This is a genomic window from Trichocoleus sp. FACHB-46, assembly GCF_014695385.1.
Lineage (GTDB): Bacteria > Cyanobacteriota > Cyanobacteriia > FACHB-46 > FACHB-46 > Trichocoleus.
The window spans coordinates 1-22,184 of sequence record NZ_JACJOD010000022.1; the positions used below are offsets into that span (position 1 = coordinate 1).

A 22,184-nucleotide genomic window follows, 5' to 3' on the forward strand; every position below is an offset into this window, starting at 1 on the left:
ACCCCACCACGGGTAACCCAGTGCGCCTAGAGATTGAAGCAGGTACAGGCAGTTCCTCTCCCTACAATCTGACTAATGTCAATGGCACCCTCTACTTCAGTGCCACCAACAGCGCCAATGGCTCTGAACTGTGGAAGATTGACCCCGCCACGAGTAACCCAGTACGCCTAGAGATTGAAGCAGGTCCAGGCAGTTCCTATCCCTCCTCTCTAACCAACGTCGATGGCACCCTCTACTTCCGTGCCTACAACAGCACCAATGGCTACGAATTGTGGAAGATTGACTCCAGCACGGGTAGTCCAGTCCTTGTCAGTGATATCTATCCAGGCACATCTAGCTACTATGACTATTACTCTGGTGGCTACTCTCCTAACAGTTCCTATCCCTCCTCTCTAACCAACGTCGATGGCACCCTCTACTTCCGTGCCTACAACAGCACCAATGGCTACGAATTGTGGAAGATTGACTCCAGCACGGGTAGTCCAGTCCTTGTCAGTGATATCTATCCAGGCACATCTAGCTACTATGACTATTACTCTGGTGGCTACTCTCCTAACAGTTCCGATCCCTCCTCTCTAACCAACGTCAATGGCACCCTCTACTTCCGTGCCTACAACAGCACCAATGGCTCTGAACTGTGGAAGATTGACCCCGCCACCGGTAGCCCAGTGCGCCTAGAGATTGAAGTAGGGACAGGCAGTTCCTCTCCTGACAATCTGACTAATGTCAACGGCACACTTTATTTTGTTGCTACTAATAGTAGTAATGGCAGAGAGCTGTGGAAGATTAATCCACAAACAAATTCACCAGAACTCGTTGTTGATTTCAACTCCGGTGTAAGTAGTTCCAACCCAGTTATTCTTGGCTTTGAGAATGACAATTTATATCTCTCCGCAGACAACGGAGCAAATGGCCCAGAGCTATGGGTATTGGATGTCACTAATGACGCTCCTGTTCTTAGCAGTATAAGTAAGTTAGGCAATGAAGATACTCCCATTACTTTCACAATTAGCGACTTTACAACTGCTTTCAGTGATGCTGATGGTGATAGCTTAAGCAAGATTAAAATCACAGCTCTACCTGCTAATGGCATTCTCAAGTTAGGTGAGAACGCTGTTATTCTCAATCAGGAAGTTGCTGTTTCCGCCCTTGACACACTCACCTTTGTTCCTGCTGCCAATTTCAATGGTACTGTCAGCTTTGGCTGGAATGGCTTTGATGGCAAGACTTATGCCACAACCTCCACAACCTTCACCCTGGCGATCGCTAGCATTAATGACGTACCAACTTTAACAAGCACACCCGCAGCCCTACCCAACAGCAAAGAAGACACTGCCTATATCATTAATGTTGCTGATTTGCTGCAAGACTTCAGCGATATGGATGGAGATATCCTTTCTATCGCGGATCTAGCTGCGACCAATGGAGCTTTAATTGATAACAACAATGGTAGCTACACCTTCATCCCTACCGAGAACTTCAACGGCACCATCAACCTCAGCTACAGCGTAGTCGATGGGAATGGTGGCAGTGTTACGGCAACACAATCTATCACGATTGCTCCGGTCAACGATGCTCCAGTCGTAGCCAATGCGATCGCTGACCAAACTGCAAAGGAAGATACTGCCTTTAGCTTTACGATTCCTTCTGATACCTTCACTGATGTCGATGCAGGAAACACCCTCACTTATAGCGCAACATTAGTAGATGGTTCTGCTCTACCACTTTGGCTAACTTTTGATACCACAACTAGAACCTTCAGCGGTACTCCTGAAAATGGTGATGTTGATAGCTTCAGCGTCAAGGTCATTGCAACAGATGGTTCAGGTGCAGCAATAGAGGATATCTTTACCCTTGCGATCTCCAACACTAATGATGCACCCACGTTAGATGCCACTGCCACTAGCATCTCCTACACTGATTCCAGTAATGATGACAGTTTTGATGTATTTGGCGGTGAGCTGACCAGCACTGATCCAGATGTCGGAGATACTGCTACTTATGGCATTACCGAAGGAGATGACAACAACGACGGAACCATCTCGAAAACTGGACTTTACGGCACATTAACGGTCGATAAAGAGACAGGTGCTTACACCTTCACCCCGAATGATGACGCGATCGAAGCTCTCAAAGACAACTCTTCAGAGGCATTCACGTTACTAGTCACAGATGCTTCGGGTGCCACTGCCACTCAAAAACTCACCATCGACCTCGCAGGTGTCAATGATACTGCCAGCATTAGTGGTACGCAAATCGGATCTGTTACTGAAGACATCACTGTTATTGATGGTGCGTTGACTGCCAGTGGTACTTTGAGTGTGAGCGATCGAGATACAGGCGACGCGAAGTTCAGCACCACGGTGACCCCAGTGGGCAGCGTCTTAGGCAGTCTCACTATTACCGAAGCAGGTGCATGGGCTTACAACGTTGACAACAGCGCCGTGCAATCTCTGGGACAAAACGTCACCAAGCTTGAAAAATTCACCGTCACCTCAATCGACAGTACAGCCACCCAAGAGATTACCGTCACCATCACTGGCACCAATGATGCTCCAACAGGTTCGCCAACCGTAACCTTAACTTCTGGAACCGAAGACACCGCCTATACCATCAACAAAGCTGATCTACTAGCAGGTTTCAGCGATGTGGACGGTGATTCCTTCTCAGTCAGCAATCTCACCGCTAATGATGTAGTACTAACGGCAGATAGCAATGGCAATTATGTTTTCACGCCGCCTGCTAACTTCAACGGCTCGGTGACATTGAACTACAACGTAGTCGATGGTAAAGGTGGTTCTAGAGCAGCAACTCAGTCCTTTGCGCTGGCTCCTGTCAATGATGCAGCAGTTCTCTCCTCAGCTAATGTCGCACTGAGCGAGACCAATGCAGTGCTCTCAACCAGCGGCAAGCTAAGCATCAGCGATGTGGACAATACAGCTGAGTTTGTGGCTCAAGCTGATGTGGCTGGTAGCTATGGTCAGTTCTCCATCGACAAGGATGGCACCTGGTCTTACGCCGCTAACGAAGCCTACAACTCTCTCAATGTAGGTGATTCAGTTGCTGACACCTTCACCGTCAAGGCAGTTGATGGCACCGCGACCAGCGTCCAGGTCACCATCAGTGGCACCAACGATGCTCCCACTGCTACTAACGATAACCTCATCACAAGTGAAGACATCCCCTTGGTGATCAGTGCAGCGACCCTCTTAGGAAACGATGTAGATGTAGATTTGGGCGATATGCTCAGCGTTACCACAGTCACACAGCCAAGCCAAGGCGGGTTGGTTGACAATGGCAATGGCACCTACACCTACACCCCCAATGCCAACTACAACGGGGTAGATAGCTTCGCTTACACGATGCGCGATCGCGAGGGTGCAACCAGCACAGCTACCGTGAATCTCACGATTAATGCTGTGAATGATAACCCAGATGCCATCAATGACATCGTCACCGCTCGTCAAAGCACAGCTAAAACCATCCTGGCGGCTGACTTACTCGCTAACGATGCTGACATTGAAGGAGATGCCCTCAACCTAACTCAAGTTCAAAATGCTCAAAACGGTACAGTTGCCCTCGATAGTAACGGCAATGTCGTCTTCACAGCGAATGCCAACGTCGCAACTGCCAGCTTTGAATATACTCTCAGTGATGGTAAGGGCGGAACTGATATCGCATTTGTGAGTGTATTGGTTGGCATGGTTGACGATGGCGGCAACGGCCAAGATACCATGAACGGTACGGCTGGAGATGATGTGCTCAACGGCGGCAATGGTGATGATATCTTACGAGGTTTTGCTGGGGACGATAAGTTGTTGGGTGGCAATGGTATAGATAACTTACAAGGTGGAGAAGGTAAAGACTGGCTGTATGGTGGACGTGGTAATGACCTGCTGAACGGTGGTTTAGGACGTGATACCTTTGTGCTAATTTCCCAAAATGGCACAGACACCATTCAGGACTTCACTGATGGCGAAGACCAAATTGGTTTAGCTGAGGGTCTGACTTTCGGGCAACTAACGGTTAGCTCTAGCAACGGCAATACGCTCATCGCTAAGAACGGTGGAGACGTGCTAGCAATCTTGTCAGGAGTTAACTCTAGTCTGATTACCCAAGCCGACTTCATCAGCGTCGTGTAGCACATAAACTGCGATCGCCTCTCTAGTCTTAGTAAAGGCGATCGCAGTTTAACTATCTCAGGTATCCCTAGCGCATCACCAACCGACGACGTGGGCGACGGCTGATCAGCAGTAGGGCGATCGCAGCTATCGCAAGTATTATTCCTGGTTCTGGAGTACTCTCCATATTTTCTGGGCTGTCATTGTCGCCTACGCGATTGAAGCGGTCTTTATTTAGCTCAGCTTGGCGCAAAGCTTCTCTCTGCTCATCGTTGACCAGTACGATCATAGAGGAATAAGGACTCACGATCTTGAGTTGTTTCGCGATCGCATGAACCGTATCTAGCTGGGCAAGTTCAGGGTTCGCCATGTCTTTGCTTAAAGCCAAAATGAGCTGTCGTGCGGCTAGAGGAGCGAAGGTATCTGGATTTTTGGGAGTAAAACGTGGGGGTTTAGCTTGATTACTCGCAGGCTTATCCTGAGCACTTTCTGAAGGAGAAGTGTCTGGAGATGCAGTTGGAGGTGAAGCTGGCTTTTCAACAAACCAGGCATAGCCATCTGCCACTGTGACAACTTCTGGCCCTAAAGCCGCTTGAGTCGCTTGGCGTTGCAGAGCTGTGGGAAGATCAGAAGCCGTACCCCCACCATTGGCCTGGATAATTTTGAGGATGGTGTCGTCATACGCGATCGGTTGTTCTCCCAAATGCACCATCCATAAAGGAGCAGAGAGAGTCGCGATCGCTTTTTGCTGATTCTTGCCTAGTTCGTAGCTACCACCATCTGTTAGCAACAAGACACCATCATAAGCAGTGTCACCCTGTAGGCGGGAGTATTGTCGCAACATCTGGGTTGGTTGCAAGGTGCCGTAGAAGGCTATTTTGGCTGGATTGAACTGACGAATATCATCAATGCGTTGGGGTTTCGCATTAGCAGCTCCAGTGATATAGAGATCCGCATCATTATTGGCGAGGTTATTGTCAGCAAACCCGTGTTGTTTTAGCCACTCGACTGTCTGATTGAGTTCTTTGGCACGAGCGGACATACTGTAGGAGCTATCTACTACAACAGCAAACCGTTTATTTTGCAAAGATGTGTAGTCTTTGAGAGTGACTGGTTTCACCGAAACCTGATAATTTCCTAGTTCAACTTGATGCGAAAGAGGGATAACTGTGTCGATCGCTGGTAGAAAAGCTGGTAGCCAATCTACTTGATTTAATAAAGGTGACTGCCCATTATAGAGACGTTGGGTTTTGCGGTTCCAAAAGACATTGCGCTTCTCAGTGAGTTGCGGTAAGGCCCAACCTTGAGGTTGTCGCATCACTTTGTAAGTCAGCCACAGATGCATCTCAGTAGGGCGATCGCTGGGTACCTCTGCTCCAGGCAATGGTTTAGGAGGAATAGGAAATGCCCGCAGACGGTATTGCTGCGGCCCTACCTGTTCTAATAATGCTGGATCAACGCGGCGTCTAACTTCTGTGGTGTAAACCTGCTCAGCGGCTCCCCGTGGGGAGACTTGAAACACAAAACGCTGGTCCAGGTTAGCAGTATCTCCCAACCAGATCCCAGTGAGAACGGCTGTCTCTGGCAGTGTAAAGGCATAGCGAATTTCCTGCTGTTGCGGTGTTTCATTTTGGTAAACCTCGTACAGCTCTACCTCAGCCCAGTCCCCCTGCTCGGTAACTTTTAGCTGTTGCGATCGCAGCCAAACATTCTCCTGATCGATCGCCAACAAGCTGGCCTCTGGCGATTGCCGCCAAGGAGCTTCGGCAATTCTGAGAATCGGTCGAATCGTGTCGGCTTCTGCCTTTTCAATCGGAGTATCAAAGAATTGAGCGTAAAGCTTCTCAGCTCTCTCGCGATCGTTGTAAGAGCCTTGATATAAGAATGGTGCGAAGAGACAATTGTTCGCTTCTCGCCAAAACTGAGCGATGGGTTCTGGCAGAAATGTGTCAGTGATGTAGTAGCTGTTCTCTGAATAACCAAGATATCGATAGTCTGCCAAATAAGCATTGAGCAAACCCGCCCGGATCACATCTGATTTAGCTACAAGAGCTTGGCGATCGCGGTCTGTCTCAGGTGGGCTTGATAGTAACTTAAAAGCTTGAATTTGCGGCTGTTGTAGAAAAGAGAGAAATAGCACTAACCAAGCGGTTAACCCTGCGATCGCGATTTGCAGTGCCTTCTTCTGGCCGTACTGTTCTGCAAAAGCTTTGAGGACTCGGTGCCCGGAGCGGATGTAAGAACTACCTAACTCAAAGGGAAAGAGGAGAAACAAAAAGGCGCTGAACCCTAGCAGGATGCCACCTGCCCCTGCCCACCAGTATTCCCAGTTCCAGGATTCCATTAGAGGTTTTACCCATTCAAAGGTGAAAAACCAAAGGACCAATGCAGGAGTTGCAGGAACGCTGTAAGACAATATGACGAGTCCAGCGTAGACGCTCAAGCCAATCAAAAAAGTATGAGCAATCACTTGTATGCTGGCGATCGCTCGATTCCGTCTGGCATAGCCATAGAGTAACTCTAGGTAAAAAGCGACAATGCCAACAACTGCAGTACCGAGAATTAAAGTGCTTGCAGGATTCAGCCGCTGCCAAATAAATAGCCGCAACAGACAGAGTAGCAGGAGCGGCACTTCTACGCCAAAAAATAAGCGCATTAGTTGTAGAGGTTGAGCGCGAAACCTCCGCAACCCTACAGCAGTAGCCATTGTGGAAACAACAATTAAAATCGCCAAAGTCAACAGTGACTCTGTGATCCAAGGATCTGCAAGATTCTCTTCGAGTAGATAAACACCTAGTTGAGGTAAGAGCCCAGCAGAGACAATGAATAAAAATGCAATGTTCCAAACCCAAAAGACGGTATGGAATATAGCATGGAGAAAATTTTTCATGCTCGAACTCCAGCAGCAGTAAATTTGACGAGTTTATGAGCGGTGATCTAACAAGGACGATTTAGCAAAAGAGACCAAGATAGAAGCGAGGTAAAACTTTCAGAACCCTAAAATATTTTTCACGGCATCTAAAACATGGGAGTAAATGTTGCCTTCCAAGTTCCGAAACAGCTCAAAATCTTTGTTGGGTGCGCCGAAGAAGGGCCTTAAAATCCATCCCATTTGGCTACCCACAAAGCCATAGAGCACCAGCCAAAGCTGCAAAATTTTCTGTCGAGTTTTAGTGTCTGTTTGGCTCTCTAGTTCGGTGGGTCGCATTGCCTGATAGAAAGCATTCACGCCAATTAGGCCAGTCACCGCGAAAATCACCACATTGAGGAGCTTAAAGAACTCGTAGTCTATAACCGACAGACGAAAAAAGAGAGTGATGGGGGCAAAGCTACAGAGCAACAAGCTGATCAGTGAAACAGACGACAATAACAAGGCAAAATGTTGAGCAAAGCTGCGGTTGGAGCCAAAAAGGATATTGAAGAAATACAGCGTCGGCAGGCAAATTACCAAAGTAATTAAGTACAACGCAGGTAACTTGATGGCAGAAGCTACAATTTGCAGCCCGCCTGTAAAAGAACCAATCACGGCTCCATAAACTGTAAATAAAATCGAGCTGGCAACCAGCAGGGCAATAATTTTTTGTTCTAGCTTAATTCCCTGATTTACTTCCTCCATAAACCCTGGGCGATCGCGCAAGAGCTGCATCAATATCCCAAAGTAACCCCCAACATGCCCTCCAACCTGACCCCTAGCGTGCCCCATATTTTCTCCCTCTGCGATTTGCTGTAGCCAGCAGTTCACTTTTCTCTCAGGCGATCGCAAACAAATTTTGGGAGTTACACTCAGGCTTTACTGAAACTTTATATTGGCGAATGAAACGAAATGGTTTATCAATAAGAAGCCATGAAGTAGTGCCATTCAGTGGTGCATGTAGAGATCATTGAGCAGCCATGAGTGAACGGGACGAACAACTGAGGCAACTAGTTGCGGCAGTCTGCCAAGCGACTCCTCAAACTTGGCAATGGCAACAAGCCATGACGCTTTTGCTGACCCAAGTGCTGGCTCTGCCCGGTTTGGCGCGCTCTAGTCATCCCAACTATGCCGATGTCCTCAACGAAACGCTGAGCGAGTTGGGCGATCGCCTCTGTAGCGAGTTTCAGCCCCAACCGAATTTGTCTTTTGAAACGAGTCTAGTCGCCTGGATCAATAAAAAACTCCGCTTAAAATATCGAGTCCAAGAACTCCACAGTCCTACTCAGCCAACTCCGTTACCTTTAGAAGTAGACCTGCCCGCCACGGCTGCTTGCACTATCTGGGAACTAGATGCCGAGATTGAACAAAAACAGCAACAGCGCCGAGCTATGCGGGTGGGTCAGCAGTTGCAGCAATATGTCGAGCAAGACCCTGAAGCTAAATTGCGGCAATGCCATCCCGGCGCTTATCCTCAAGCTCATGCTCAATTCCTGACTCAACGCTTACTGTTGAAGTCGCCGCCAGACAAATTAACGGCGATCGCCCGTGAGCTAGAAGTGCCTTACCAAGCGCTTTACTGGCATTGGAAACAGAAAGTTTTACCTTTGTTGCAAGAAATCGCCCAAAATTTCGGCTACCAACCCGATAAATAGGTATGAACAGCACTCACACTCCACTCCTCACCGTTCCTCTCAGCCGCGATGCCCATGCTTGGGCGCGGAAATTCGCCGCTGAGCAAATCAATCCGCATCATGGCAAGCGGGTTTATCTCAATACTTTGGCGGTCTACGCCGTTCACACCTATCTCCGCTGGATTCGCATTGCCACAGATCTCAGTCAAGGAGACAGTTGGCAGCTTCATTTGCAAGCAGTACTAGATGTGGCTGATCTAGTGATTCCCGACTTGGGAAAGCTAGAGTGCCGCCCCATTCTACCTGAAGCCACTGTTTGCCACTTACCACCAGAAACATTAGACCAGCGCATTGGTTACGTTGGCGTGCAATTTCAGACGCAGCTCGATGCTGTGCGATTGGTGGGTTTTGTTCCGGCGATCGCCCCCTCACCTTCTCCTCCCACCCAACTGCCTCTCACCGAGTTCCAAGCTCTCGCTAACTTAGTAGCCCACTTGCATCACCTTCAAAGCATCCAAGCAACTTCTGCCCCAGAACCACACATTGCGGCTCCAACTGTACCCGTGAATTTAGGTCGATGGCTACAGAACACTTTTGAGGTAGGCTGGCAAACTTGGGAAGATTTGTTTGGCGGCGATCTACGCCCAGCTTTTAACTTTAGAGGCGATCGCTCTTCACCCGCTATTGCCTCTTCTGAAGCTAGCTTGGAGCCATTAACAGGTATACGACGAGGAAAGTTAATTGAGTTAGGAGGGCAACCCACTGCTCATGTAGCCGCCCTAGTTGTGGGAGTCACTCCTTTAGCAGATACTTCTGAGATTAAACATGAAGTGCTCTTGCGAGTTCATCCGACTCGCGAGCAACGGTTTCTCCCGCCAAATCTGCAACTCATCGTGTTGGATGCAGCAAATCAACCAGTTTTGGATGCTAGCGGTACTCCCTTAGCGGTGCATAGTCACCAAACCGATAACTTCATTCAGTTGTTACTCAGAGGTAAGACAGGCGAACAATTCCATGTCAGATTAGTCCTAGGAGATGTCAGCGTCACCGAAAAGTTTGTGATTTGAATGGCGATGGGGAAGCTAGTTATCTTCAAGCTGGGTGCAGGTGATTTTGAGCGGGGCTTTCCAGTAACGTTGCAGATTGGTGCGGAAGGCGATCGCCCTAGTACAGAGATTACTGGATTTCTCCCGCCCAACCCCACCATCTTGGAAGACTACCAGCGCTGGCAAACGGCTTATATCGCTTTGGGATGGCAATTCAACTTACGGATTGAAGCTCCCTCAGGGCAAGTGAACCGAGTCTCCTTCACCACACTCTGTCAAGATGCCGCCCAAGCTTTAAGTGCTAATCTCAATCATTGGCTCAGTGCTGACTTGTTTCGTCCTGTCCGTGAGAAGCTGCTGGAAAAACTGTCGCCTGCTGACCTGATTCGGCTGATTTTGCAGGTTGAAGATCTGCACTTGCGCCGCTTGCCTTGGCATCGGTGGGATTTTTTTGAGCGCTATCCTCAAGCAGAACTCGCGCTCAGTGCGCCTGGATACGAACGATTAGACCGACCTGCGATCGCCCGAGACAAGATCCGGATTTTGGCAGTGTTGGGCAATCGGACAGGAATCGACACAGAAGCCGATCGCCAACTCCTGGCCCAACTTGCCCCCACGGCTGAAGTTGTCTTTTTGGTAGAACCTAACCGCCGGGAACTCAATCAACAACTCTGGGATTCCCAGGGCTGGGATATCCTCTTTTTTGCAGGACATAGTGCCAGTCAGTCGGATGGAGCCACAGGCCAAATCGCGATCAACCCTCAGCAACGTTTGGGGTTAGGAGACTTGAAACACGCCCTCCAGCAGGCGATCGCGCAGGGACTTCAATTAGCCATTTTCAACTCTTGTGATGGTTTGGGGTTAGCCCACGATCTACAGGCTTTGCATATCCCACAGATGATTGTGATGCGAGAGCCTGTGCCTGATTTGGTGGCTCAGGAGTTCTTGAAAGCCTTTCTCACGAGTTTTACTCAAGGGGCACCGCTCTATCTGGCAGTGCGACAAGCGAGAGAACAGTTGCAAGGATTAGAAGATGAGTTTCCTTGCGCTAGTTGGCTCCCCGTTATTTGCCAAAATCCTGCCGAACTACCAATGGTTTGGCAGCCCAAAACCCAATCGGTAGATCAGCGGGTTCAGTCAGTTCCTTTAGCCCAAATCCCACCTTGTCCTTATCGCGGCTTAGCAGCCTTTCAAGAGTCGGATACGCCGTTTTTCTTTGGGCGAGAAGCCTTTACCAACAAACTGCTGCGTCTAGCACCCACTCAACCTTTAATCGCGATCGTTGGGCCTTCTGGCAGCGGTAAATCTTCGGTGGTGGCAGCAGGGCTAATTCCTCGGTTGCGGGCGGAGGGAGATTGGTTGATTTGCAGCTTACGTCCTAGCCAACGGCCTTTTTTACGCTTAGCGGAGCAGTTCGTGACGCTGCTAGAGCCAGGTCGGAGTGAGACAGAACAACTGCTCGCCGCCAATCAACTGACTGCTGCCCTGCAACAAGGAACTGTAACTCTGCCCGATGTGATGGAGCAAATCCTTTACAAATCCCCCGCTGCCAGTCGATTACTGCTGTTGGTGGATCAATTTGAGGAACTCTACACCCTCTGCCAACTGGATACAGAACGACAGCAGTTTCTCGATCAGCTCTTGGCTTTGCTGCCATCTGGGGCCGCCTGTACGTTGGTCTTGACGCTACGAGCAGACTTCCTCGAATCAGCCCTAGCCTACCGACCTTTTGCTGATGCTTTGAGTCAGTTCGCTCCAGAACTGATCGGCCCTATGAGTGCTGCCGACTTGGAAGCTGCGATCGCCCAGCCTGCCACCTTAATGAAAGTCAAAATTGCAGATGGTCTCACCATTCGGATTTTAGAGAGCATCAGTCAAGCTCCCGGAAACCTGCCACTTCTAGAGTTTGCACTGACTCTACTGTGGGAGCGGCAACAACGAGGTGAGTTAACTCATGCTGCCTATGATGCGATCGGGGGAGTCAATCAAGCACTGGCCGTTTATGCGGAGCAGGTTTATGCAAAGTTGGCTACGGCTGAGCAAAAACAGGTGCAGCGTTTGTTGACGCAGTTGGTACGGCCTGGAGAAGGTGGTGTCGATATCCGCCGCTTAGCCACTCGCCGTGAGATTGGCGAAACTAACTGGCCCTTGGTCAGACGCTTGGCTGATGCTCGATTGGTGGTGACGAATCGCAGTGCCGATGGCATAGAAACCGCAGAAGTGGTACATGAAGCCTTGATTCGGGAGTGGCAGCGGTTGCGCCAGTGGATGGAAGAGGTGCGGACGTTTCGGTTGTGGCAGGAGCGACTGCGATCGCTGATTCGGCAATGGCAAGTGAGCGATCGCGATGATGGAGCCTTGCTGCGGGGTGCCCCTTTACTGGAAGCCCAATTCTGGTTGCAAGAGCAGTCGGCAGATCTAAGTTCAGAGGAGCAAGACTTTATTCAGCGCAGTTTAGCTTACCAGCGGCAGGAACAGTCCGAGCGTTATCGCAGCCGACGACGGGTGATTTTGGGTCTCAGTTTGGGTTTGCTTGGGTCGCTGGGATTGGGAGCGATCGCAGCTTGGCAATGGGAAAGGGCAGAAACCCAAACCCACAATGCTCAGCTCAGTGCTCAAAGCTTTTCCTCGGAAGCCCTGCTGGCCTCTGACAAAGCTTTCGATGCCTTGTTAGAAGCTCTTCGAGCTGGTAATCAACTCCAACATGCGTCAGGCGTAACACCCACCACGCGCATACGAGTTGCCTCGACCCTCCTCCAAGCGCTCTACACAGTGCAAGAGCGCCAACGACTGGAACAACACCGAGACTCGGTTACTAGTGTCAGCTTTAGCCCCAACGGTCAAACCCTAGCCTCAGCCAGTGCAGACCGAACCATTTTGTTGTGGCGGTTGGATGGCACCTTGCAAAAAACGATCTCCGGTCATGGCGATCGCGTTACGGCAGTGCAGTTTAGCCCCGATGGAAAACTCATCGCATCGAGCAGTGCTGACCAAACGGTGCGATTGTGGCAAGCCGATGGCAAGCCGTTACAAGTTATGCGTGGCCATGCCGCAGGAGTAACCAGTGTCAGTTTTAGCCCCGATAGCAAGACCCTCGCCTCAGCTACTAGCGACGGCACGATCAAACTGTGGCAACGCAATGGTACGCCCTTAAAAACTTGGACTGCTCAGGGAGATAGCATTCAGTCCCTGAGCTTTAGTCCCCAGGGTCAGATACTAGCCTCCGCCCACGGTGACGGCAGCATCAAAGTCTGGCGACTCAATGGCACCCTGCAACAAACCCTTAAAGGACATAAGGGCACAGTGAACATGGTGCGCTTCAGCCCCAATGGCCAACTGCTGGCTTCAGCTAGTAATGACCAAAAGATTCGCCTATGGGATGTGGATGGAGCAATGCTTCAGGTTTTGTCAGGGCACCGCGCCGCCGTAACAGCCATCAGTTTTAGCTCGGATGGGAAAAGGTTAGCTTCTGTGGGCGGCGATCGCACCGTCAAACTCTGGAATCTCAAGGGCAAGCTGCTCCAAACTTTACCGGGTCATAGCTCACGGATTGAAACGGTCAGCTTTAGTCCGGATGGGCAACTACTCGCTTCTGGGAGTGGCGATCGCACCGTTAAACTCTGGCAACTCCAGCGCCGCGCTTCACAGACTATTGGCGATCGCAGCAATATCACCAGTCTGAGTCCCAGCAGTCGCCCGATTGCAGCAGGTAGCCGAGATGGTCTGATCCAACTTTGGCAGCCAAATGGTAAGCTCCTGCATCAATGGCAAGGGCACGCAGCTCCGGTTTACAGTATTCGCTTTAGCCCCAATGCCAAAACTCTGGCTTCGGCTAGCGGTGATGGCACGGTGAAGCTTTGGCGACAGGATGGCACTTTGCTGACCACCATAACAGGGCATAACGCTGCGGTTTACGATGTCAGCTTCGGCCCCGATGGGCAAACATTAGCGTCTGCCAGCTTCGACCACACCGTGCGTCTATGGAACTCGGCAGGAAAACTCTTGCACATTCTATGGGGTCATCAAGATTTAGCTCTGACTGTTCGCTTTAGTCCGGATGGGCAAATTTTAGCTTCTGCGGGCAAAGACAGCACGATTCGGCTATGGCGGAAAGATGGCTCGCCTTTGAAAACCCTAGAAGGCCATAATTCCAGCGTTCTAGCAATTAGCTTTAGCCCGAATGGTCAAATGCTAGCTTCTGCCAGTGCCGACAATCTGATCAAGCTATGGAGTATCGATGGTAGATTGCTCAGCATTTTACGGGGCCATAGTAATACTGTCACCAGCATCGGCTTCAGTGCCGATGGCCAAACCTTAGTATCTGGAAGTGCTGATAACACTGTGAAACTGTGGAGCTTGGATGGCACGCTGCTGAAGACGCTTCAGGGATATAACGGAAGTGTCTTCGGAGCAACATTTGGCCTGGATAATCAACAAATTCTTTCCGTGAGTAATGGAAAAGTGGTGTTATGGAGCCTAGAACTAGACTGGCTGATGCAACAAGGATGTGATTGGGTTAGTGATTATCTACGCAGTAACTCGACAGTACATGCTCGCGATCGCCAGTTATGTCCAGGTTCATCGCCGCCTGCCATCGGGCAACTCAAGTCAGAAATCAAAAAAGCTATCTTTTGGCGACGTTCAGGCCAATGATACCAAAGAGGATCAGAAGTATACAGGCCAGCTTGAAATTGCTCAGGCTCTCACCAAACAAAGCTGCTCCCAAGATCGTCGTGCCCACAATGCCAATTGCCGACCAAATGGCGTAGGCTACACTCACTTCTATTCCTTTGAGAGAGAATCCAAAACAGATAAAAGCGGCTGGATAGCCAATCACAGAACCCAATAGATATTTGGAATTAACGAAACCATTGGTTTTCTTTAAGCACAGAGTTGCTATCAACTCGCAAAGAATGGCAGACGCAAGAAACACCCAGCTTTGATCCATTGGAGGCAAACACTTTAGAACCTTTCCCTATTAAGCTACTAGAATCCTTGCGCTCCATCACGATATTGTCATCCCGATACATTCACTCGCTCAGCCATAATTTCTTGAATTAATTGGGCATAAGTTTCTGAGGGGCGATCGCCGAGGTGGTCTTCTAGCAAGCGATCGCTGCCGTGAGCAAAGTCAATGGTAAACAAACCAAAACGTGGAGTATAAGAACCCCACTCATAGTTGTCAGTGAGTGACCAATGCATGTAGCCAATCATGGGCACAGACTCCTGCAATAGCCGCTGCACCTGCTGGAGATGGGCTTTAAGAAACTCACTACGACGAAGTTGATCGGCCCGATGGGTGGCTACACTGTTATCTGGCTTCCGCCGCAGCGCCATACCATTTTCAGCGATCATCATAGGAAGATTACGGAGATCTTCGGAATAGTATTTACAGAAGAAATGTAGACCTTCGGGTAAACTGCGCCAATCCCACCACTTGCTGGTAATGCCACTCATCAGCCAAGCCCGGAAGCCCTTAGTTTTAAACTCGAAATCTGAGAAGGCGGGGAGACGGAAAATATGAGCAATAAACGGATCGTAGTAATCGATCGCTAGATAGTCAATGACCTGAGGCCGAGGTGAAAGCTCTAGCTCCTGCAAAAATAAGTCAAGCTGCTCAAGGTTGAATAAGCGGTAGCCTAAACGATTCACACTCCAATGGGTAAAGCGCCCCAGTTGATAAGGCAAATTATGTCGAAAGGGCAGTTTTGCTTCTAGCAGCGCTGTTTCTAACTGATCCGCTTTGTCATGAATATACTCTTTAATATCTCTTGGCTTAACATCATGTTGGCGTAAATCTAGTAGATCCCAAATTACTTTCTCTGACCAATAAAGATCGCTACAGTAAGTATTGAGAGAGACTCGTGGCGTGGTCCACCCAGAGGCAACATAGATGTCATGGATACAGTTGTAAGCTCGAACATGAGCGGCCAACATGTGATTGTAAGCCTCTAGGACGATACTCGAACCCATTGCCGCATCCGAGGGAAACTGCCGACTCAAATAGGTATTGGAAACTAAAATATTCGGTTCATTGATGGTGATGTACCAATGGATCGGCGGCAGTTGATGATGATCCACTAGGCGGCGATTAATATGTGTAACTGCCACCCGGACATATTCCACAAAATAATCAACAGTCGCTTCAGTTAGCCAGGCATCTATCCCTAACCACGCAGGATGAGTGAAATGATGTAAGGTAACGACTGGCTCTAAGCCATATCGACGACAAGCCGCGACGCGATCGCTATAGGCATCTAGGGCACTGTAGTCAAAAGCTGGAAGAGAACTGGGGTGGCGATCGCTAGAAGGTTGAATTCGGGCCCACTCTAAGCCTAAGCGAAATGAGTTTAAGCCAATGGTTTGGCAACGCTGAAAATCTTCTTCATAGCGATGCCAAAATTCAGTCGCCCCTACCGTCGGCATCACGCTGCCTTTCGACTCACTCCAACACCAGTTGTTCTGGGGTTGTCCAGGACCGTTATATCCCCCTTCGCTTTGGTAACCGGAGGTGGCAACTCCCCACAAGAATGATTCACGTGACATCGTTGAGTTGTTCTGCATAGGGTTCTAGATTCGAATCTTTAGAAACGTAGTGAGATTGCCAATTGTGGAGAACATATTCAGCAATATTCAGAGCAGCCGCAGGCTGACCAATTTCCAAAGCTGCCTGCCGCATCTCTGCTAGGCGCTCTGGATGCTGTAGCAGATATTGAACTGCTGGAGTGACCATTTCTAAAAGTCGCAGTTGCACCCCTGCGCCCGCCGATGCAATTACGTCAGCATTTTGCTCCTCTTGACCGGGAATTGGATCAACAATCACCATCGGTGTACCCCGCGCCAAGATCTCGCTGGTAATCAGTCCCCCTGCTTTCGTAATCGTCAAGTCGCTGGCTACGATCAAATCATCCACATGATCAATCATGCCCAGCCGACGCAGTTTAGTTGTATCGTTGTCCGCCAAATCGGACACTGCTTCTAACAAATCACCATTACGTCCAGCGACCAACACTACCATGCTCGCCCCGGAGTACTCCACTAGACTAGAAACCATTGTCCGGACTCGCCTGGGGTTTAGGCCACCTCCAAAAAGTGTAATGATCGAGCCATCAAGAGGTAGATCATGCTGCGCTCGCACCGCGACTTTAGTCTTAGGCTTCGTACTCTCTAGGTGAATTGGAATCCCCGTTACATGCAGCAATTGCGGATTTACCCCCCGCTGCACTAAAAAATTCGCACTTAAATCATTCGGCAGGAAGTAGCCATTCACGCCATAGTTAATCCAAGTGCTGTGGGCGATCGTGTCAGTCACAACCACATATTGTGGTTTGGAGACTTCATCTTCCTGGTCTAGGAGTTGTAACAAGCGGCTGGGAATCTGCTGCACACAGACCACCACATCAGGATCGGCTTTCTTGATAAACTGCCCTAACTTGCGAAAGAAGGGACGTTCCAACCGAGCCCAAGTGAGATTACTGTCAATAGCGCGTTCCAGGTCATCTACGTCACTGCCTTCATAAAACGCCTTGTAGAGCAATGGCACTTTTTCGCTTAGTTGCTCATAAAGTTGAGTAATGGCGTTGCGGTAAACTGAACTGGCATAGGTAAGGGCGTCTTCACTGAGCACTTCTACATCAGGAAAGCGAGCGAATGCGTCCTTCAAGGCTCTGGCAGCGCTGACATGCCCTGATCCTAAAGAAGAGTACAGAATTAAAATTCGTGTCATGGGGACTCATTTAAGAAAGAGTTGCCTGATGCATCCATAGTTAAACATCATCGTGAGCCAATTGACAGCGTCCTTGAGTCTGGCATTCTAGTCGCTGCTGGCGTTCTGCCGCGATCGCTGCTAAATGGGGTCGTCCCGTCAGCGCCAGTCGCCGATCTGCCCAAAAGTCATACAGGCGATCCACAATGGGTCCAATTACAGGCCATTTTGTGGCGGCGTAGATCCAGCCCATCCCCAGAATTTCATAAACTCGGCGAAACACTTCCACATTCTTGATCACGGTGCCATCGGCTAGCACGGCATGAATGCGTCCCATAGCCGCTGCAAAATCTACTCCACCATTGGCTTGGGGCTCGTAGTCATCCTTGGCAATGTCTACACATGCGACTAATCCTCGGCCTGCATCGCGCTTAGCCAAGAAATTAACTTCCCGCAAGCACAACGGGCATTCACCGTCATACAGCAACTTAATTTTCCAGGAGGGGACAGCGGCTACGGTTTTAACTCCGGATAGCGGCAGTTGAGTAGACGAGGCATCTTCGTAGGCATTTAAGGGCATAGCAGTTCTAGGGTGATGAGTGCTCAAGTAAGAGGAGTATTAGCTTACTTAGTATTTTAAGAAAATTAACAATTAAAAGGCGTAGCAGATTACCGTCCGATACGGCTAATTATTTGCCTGCTGTAACAGGCTTCTAACTTAGATAACAACAACTAAAGAATTGTCTTTCTCCCCAGATGACCCCAGCCCAATGTTTTTATACTGAAGCGATTCCCATCGTTTCGAGTTAAACGAGGAGGCTCCGAAATGGTTCACACTTACGAAGTATGGGTTGATATCAAAGAGTGTGCTGAGCAGCTATGCACGACCTTTAACCACGGCACAACCCGATACGAAATCGATGCTGAGTCTATGCAAAAAGCGGGTGGTATCGCCTGCGATCAGGCTAGAAGTGACTACCCACGAGGTACTGAGTACGACGCAAGAGTTACCAGGCTGCTGAGATAGACACGCGTCACATGGCAACAATGACTGTAGGGGCGGGTTTTGCACCTGCCCCCTGAATGCATCAGGGCAACACAAGATGAGGGCAACTACAAGGCTCGCCCCTACGGCTTAATTCCTTTGAAGCGCTCTTGAGCGGATTTGAAAGCTTCTTGCATCACCGTCTGAATTTTTTGGGGATCAGGCTTTTTGCCACCCATTAAGTCGCCGAAATAAACACAAGCTCCTTCACCCAAAGCCCAGGTATAAGCTGCTGCCCAAGATGCAGCGATCACACTGCCGAAGCCAGGAATAAACTTGACCAGTTCTCGTCCGATCGCCTGCGCTACAAAACCACCTGCGATCGCACTGACGACACCACCTGCTTGAGATGGGGTAAGGGTTTGGCCGTAAAGTTTACCCAGTAAACCCACTAGCGACACCTGCAAAGCGGTGAGGACAGGCATGGTAGCAAACGGTAATGGTACAGCGGCGAGAGTCGCAGCACTGATGGAGAAGGCCAATAGATAGCGGCGGCTGACATCTCGGTAAAGATTACCAATTTTCTCACCAGCACCTTGCTCTAGCAGTTGATGAATTGCTTGCGCTTCTGCTTCTGGCAGTAAATCAGCTAAGGCATCACGGAAGGCTTCTAACCCATAAAAGACTGGATGATAGTCATCTTCTTCGAGTGTGAAGTCGATTAAGACAGCGCGATCGCATAACTCCCCAAAAGCGTTCTGCAAAGCGCTAAAGGCGCGGTTTACTTCTGTATAGTCAGGGGGATACGCCGGATGATCACCGGTGCCAGAGGGATACAGCTCATGTAAGCAAGTCACTGCCAGCAGGCAGGGGATTTCGGGATAACGTTGTCGCAGTTGCTGAGCAATCTGACGCAACGTATCGGTAGCAAAGTCATTAATTTTGACCGTGAGAATTAACACTCTGGCACATTGGGTTTGTTGCTGTAGATCCCCAATGAGTTCCTGAATGACTAGCTGCGTCTCCCGATTCACGTCACCTAGCCCAACCGTATCGGTAAAAATCAGCAACGGTAAATCGTTGGAAGGGTAGGCATAGCGCTCCGTATGCTGGGTGTGAGGCCGAAAACCCTGGCCTACGATCTCCGATGAAACTCCTGTCAAGCCTCGGACAATGGAGCTCTTGCCAGATTGGGGTTTGCCAATCAGCAGCGCTTCCGTGGTAGGCAACTCGGCCCGCACTTTCTCTAAAATTTCGGCAACCTGCTCTTCGCTGACGTTGAACCAGCCTGATGTCAGTTGCGTGACTTGCTCCATTGGCAAGAGTTTGGTGAGGCGAGTTGTAGCATTGCTCCAAACCCCCGAAATACGCTGCTTCCAAGCTTCTTTGCCCGCTTCAGGGGTCATGCCTGGAGTTGGTGGATGAGCGGATTGAGAATCTGCGTCAGGGGGTTGGGTCATGGCATCAACACAGCAACGAGGGGCAACTTGACTGAAGTGGGAGAGAGCTTCAGGGAGTAGATTCTTAAGATTGTTAAACTTAGGAGCTACTTATAGCCATTTTAGCGAAGTCCGCGCCAAGCCCTGTAGACCAAGGATTGAGTTCAAGGATTGAGTGGCAATAGCGGCGATCGCGCGATCGCTTAAGCTATCAGAACAGGGTTGAGGCAGAGATATGGTGGAACTGTCCCCTTGAGTTGATCTTCAATGAAATTATGAAACTCAAAGTTATTCGCAATACTACTTTTAAGCAATCCACGGATGATTCTGCCAAGTTGCCTGAATCAGACAAAGTCCAGGTCGAAGCAGGGAAAGTATTTGAGGTTCATTCGTGGAAAGCAGTAGGCAAGAATCATCTCAAGGTGGCACTCCTCAAAGATGTTCTAGGAACACCACCCCAAAATACTTGGTATGTTTATACACCCCATACTCAACTAATCAATAATCAAAATAAAGTGACGACAGCCGCTCCCCCAGGGCCGAAGATTTCACTGCCGCTCCCGACTCGCCGTCTACCAGAACGCAAAACGCTGAATATTCCCCACAAAAGCCAGTTAGATAATGCCTTAAATCCTACTGGCGCTTGTAATGTCACCTCCTACGCGATGGTAATGGCATACCTCCAAATTAAGGGACGCACCGGGGTGGGACAGCTAGAGGATGAACTGTATCGCTATATGGAGCGCAATGGTTTGTCCCGTTGGGAACCGCTGGATTTAGCAAAAATGGGTCGAGCTTATGGGTTAAAGGTAGATTTCACGACTCAAGCGCGGCTGTCGGATATCCGTAAAGCGATCGCAGAAGGGAGACCCTGTATTATTCATGGCTACTTCACGAGCTTCGGTCACATTATGGTGGTTCGTGGTTATGACGCCAACGGTTTCTATGTCAACGATCCTTATGGGGAGTGGTTTGCATCAGGCTACAGAAACGATTTATCTGGGGAAAATCTCCATTATTCTAATCAGTTGATCCAAAGCAAGTGTTCACCAGAAGGCCCCAACTTTATTTGGCTCCATCGTCTTGCGAAAGCTTGAGGCATTCTGCAACATACACAAAAACTAAAAAAGCGATCGCCTGTGCTTAAATCAGGCGATCGCGTGAAGTTAGTTGAGTGTTTCGGTCAAGCGCTGGTTAGGGTGAAAGCATTTAGGCAGATTGGAGAGCTAAAGTGGGGTAATCGATATAGCCCCGCTCATCTCCTCCGTAGAAAGTAGAGCGATCGGCAGGATTGAGCGGAGCATTGAGAGCAAAGCGTTCTGGTAGATCTGGATTGGCAATAAAGTGTCTGCCATAAGCGACCAAATCTGCTTCTCCGTTGGCTAATGCCGCATTGCCAGTCTCGCGATCGTAGCCCCCCGCAGCAATCAGCGTGCCTTTGAAGATCGAGCGGAAGTAGCCTGTGGTCAAGCGAGATGCGGGTGTGTCAGCGGTAAAGTTTTCATCAGCTCTGGGTTCCACAATATGTAGATAAGCCAAATTGAACTGGTTTAACGCTTGAGCTGCATAGGTAAACGTTGCCACAGGATCAGAGTCAGACATGCTGTTGAAGGAACCGCTGGGAGAGAGACGAACTCCAACGCGATTCCCGTTCCGGGAGGCTTCGCCAACGCCGCCCCACACACTAGTCACTGCTGCTGTGACTTCCAACAAGAACCTAGCTCGGTTTTCAATCGAACCACCATATTCGTCTGTGCGGTGGTTGGTGCCATCCCGCAAAAACTGATCGATCAGATAGCCGTTGGCCGCGTGGATTTCTACCCCATCAAACCCAGCTTCTAGAGCATTTTGTGCTCCTTGGCGATATTGCTCTACGATCCCAGGAATCTCATGAGTTTCTAGAGCGCGAGGCGTGATAAAGGGCTGCATCCCTTCGTAGGTAGAAGCTTGTCCTGTAGGAGCGATCGCGGAAGGAGCTACAGGCAACGCCCCATCAGGTTGCAAAGAAGGATGGGAGATTCGTCCCACGTGCCAAAGTTGCAGAAAGATCCGACCTCCCTTGGCATGCACAGCATCGGTGATGAGCCGCCATCCTGCCACCTGTTCTGGTGAGTAAATCCCAGGAGTACTGGGATATCCCAAACCCTGCGGTGACACTTGGCTGGCTTCACTGATGATCAAACCTGCCGAAGCTCGCTGAGCGTAATAAGTCGCGATTAAGTCTCCAGGTACATATCCTGCACTCGCCCGATTGCGAGTTAGCGGAGCCATCACTAAGCGATTCGGCAATTCGTAAGGACCGAGCTTTACCGGAGAGAGCAGATCAACATTGGCACTCATGAA

The 22,184-nt window shown here is 49.7% G+C and carries 14 protein-coding genes; 6 read left to right on the plus strand and 8 right to left on the minus strand.

The features are described from left to right. Positions 1-4,142, plus strand: a 4,142-nt coding sequence (locus H6F72_RS12170) for a cadherin-like domain-containing protein (protein WP_190435424.1), incomplete at its 5' end; no start/stop codon positions are given. 67 nt (positions 4,143-4,209) lie between these two features. On the opposite strand, the gene H6F72_RS12175 is transcribed toward H6F72_RS12170, so the two are convergent. Beyond that, positions 4,210-7,011 (minus strand): TIGR02921 family PEP-CTERM protein, encoded by a 2,802-nt coding sequence (locus tag H6F72_RS12175; protein ID WP_190435425.1) that lies wholly within the window; start codon positions 7,009-7,011, stop codon positions 4,210-4,212. A gap of 99 nt (positions 7,012-7,110) precedes the next feature. Continuing rightward, entirely contained in the window at positions 7,111-7,824 is a 714-nt protein-coding gene (locus tag H6F72_RS12180) for an actin-binding WH2 domain-containing protein (RefSeq protein ID WP_190435428.1), read from the minus strand. Between the two features lie 188 nt (positions 7,825-8,012). Here H6F72_RS12180 and H6F72_RS12185 point away from each other — a divergent pair, with 188 nt between their 5' ends. Genes H6F72_RS12185 through H6F72_RS12195 form a run of 3 tightly spaced genes read left to right on the plus strand, consistent with a single transcriptional unit; the run spans position 8,013 to position 14,365 of the window. Next, on the plus strand, positions 8,013-8,687 hold the full coding sequence (locus H6F72_RS12185; protein ID WP_190435431.1) for a hypothetical protein: 675 nt from the start codon (positions 8,013-8,015) through the stop codon (positions 8,685-8,687). 2 nt (positions 8,688-8,689) lie between these two features. Then, the gene (locus H6F72_RS12190) at positions 8,690-9,733 is read left to right on the plus strand and encodes a DUF1822 family protein (protein WP_190435433.1); all 1,044 of its coding nucleotides are present in this window, start codon (positions 8,690-8,692) and stop codon (positions 9,731-9,733) included. A gap of 6 nt (positions 9,734-9,739) precedes the next feature. Next, complete coding sequence (locus H6F72_RS12195) at positions 9,740-14,365, plus strand: CHAT domain-containing protein (RefSeq protein ID WP_190435436.1); 4,626 nt, start codon at positions 9,740-9,742, stop codon at positions 14,363-14,365. Here H6F72_RS12195 and H6F72_RS12200 read toward each other — a convergent pair. The 4 genes from H6F72_RS12200 to H6F72_RS12215 all read right to left on the minus strand — a co-directional run bounded on the left by H6F72_RS12200 (position 14,337) and on the right by H6F72_RS12215 (position 17,997). Beyond that, positions 14,337-14,660, minus strand: coding sequence for a multidrug efflux SMR transporter (locus H6F72_RS12200; RefSeq protein WP_190435438.1), 324 nt, complete (start codon positions 14,658-14,660; stop codon positions 14,337-14,339). The genes H6F72_RS12195 and H6F72_RS12200 overlap by 29 nt on opposite strands. A gap of 68 nt (positions 14,661-14,728) precedes the next feature. Continuing rightward, a complete protein-coding gene (locus tag H6F72_RS12205; protein WP_199295940.1) occupies positions 14,729-16,258 on the minus strand; it encodes a glycoside hydrolase family 1 protein in 1,530 nt (509 codons plus the stop codon). Further along, positions 16,248-17,438 carry a glycosyltransferase gene (locus H6F72_RS12210; RefSeq protein ID WP_190435444.1) on the minus strand — a complete coding sequence of 397 codons (1,191 nt, stop codon included), beginning with the start codon at positions 17,436-17,438 and terminating at the stop codon, positions 16,248-16,250. Before H6F72_RS12210 ends, H6F72_RS12205 begins: the two co-directional genes overlap by 11 nt. Positions 17,439-17,478: 40 nt before the next feature. Then, positions 17,479-17,997 carry a thiol-disulfide oxidoreductase DCC family protein gene (locus tag H6F72_RS12215; RefSeq protein ID WP_190435447.1) on the minus strand — a complete coding sequence of 173 codons (519 nt, stop codon included), beginning with the start codon at positions 17,995-17,997 and terminating at the stop codon, positions 17,479-17,481. A gap of 246 nt (positions 17,998-18,243) precedes the next feature. Between H6F72_RS12215 and H6F72_RS12220 the strand changes: the two genes are divergently transcribed. Further along, positions 18,244-18,444 carry a hypothetical protein gene (locus H6F72_RS12220; protein WP_190435449.1) on the plus strand — a complete coding sequence of 67 codons (201 nt, stop codon included), beginning with the start codon at positions 18,244-18,246 and terminating at the stop codon, positions 18,442-18,444. Positions 18,445-18,545: 101 nt separating this feature from the next. Here the strand turns inward: H6F72_RS12220 and H6F72_RS12225 are convergent, their stop codons facing one another. After that, complete coding sequence (locus tag H6F72_RS12225) at positions 18,546-19,862, minus strand: GTPase (protein ID WP_190435453.1); 1,317 nt, start codon at positions 19,860-19,862, stop codon at positions 18,546-18,548. A 254-nt stretch (positions 19,863-20,116) separates the two neighbouring features. Between H6F72_RS12225 and H6F72_RS12230 the strand changes: the two genes are divergently transcribed. Continuing rightward, complete coding sequence (locus H6F72_RS12230) at positions 20,117-20,938, plus strand: C39 family peptidase (RefSeq protein ID WP_190435457.1); 822 nt, start codon at positions 20,117-20,119, stop codon at positions 20,936-20,938. A 112-nt stretch (positions 20,939-21,050) separates the two neighbouring features. Here the strand turns inward: H6F72_RS12230 and H6F72_RS12235 are convergent, their stop codons facing one another. Then, positions 21,051-22,181, minus strand: a complete 1,131-nt coding sequence (locus H6F72_RS12235) for an alkene reductase (protein WP_190435460.1) — start codon at positions 22,179-22,181, stop codon at positions 21,051-21,053. Positions 22,182-22,184 lie beyond the last annotated feature (3 nt).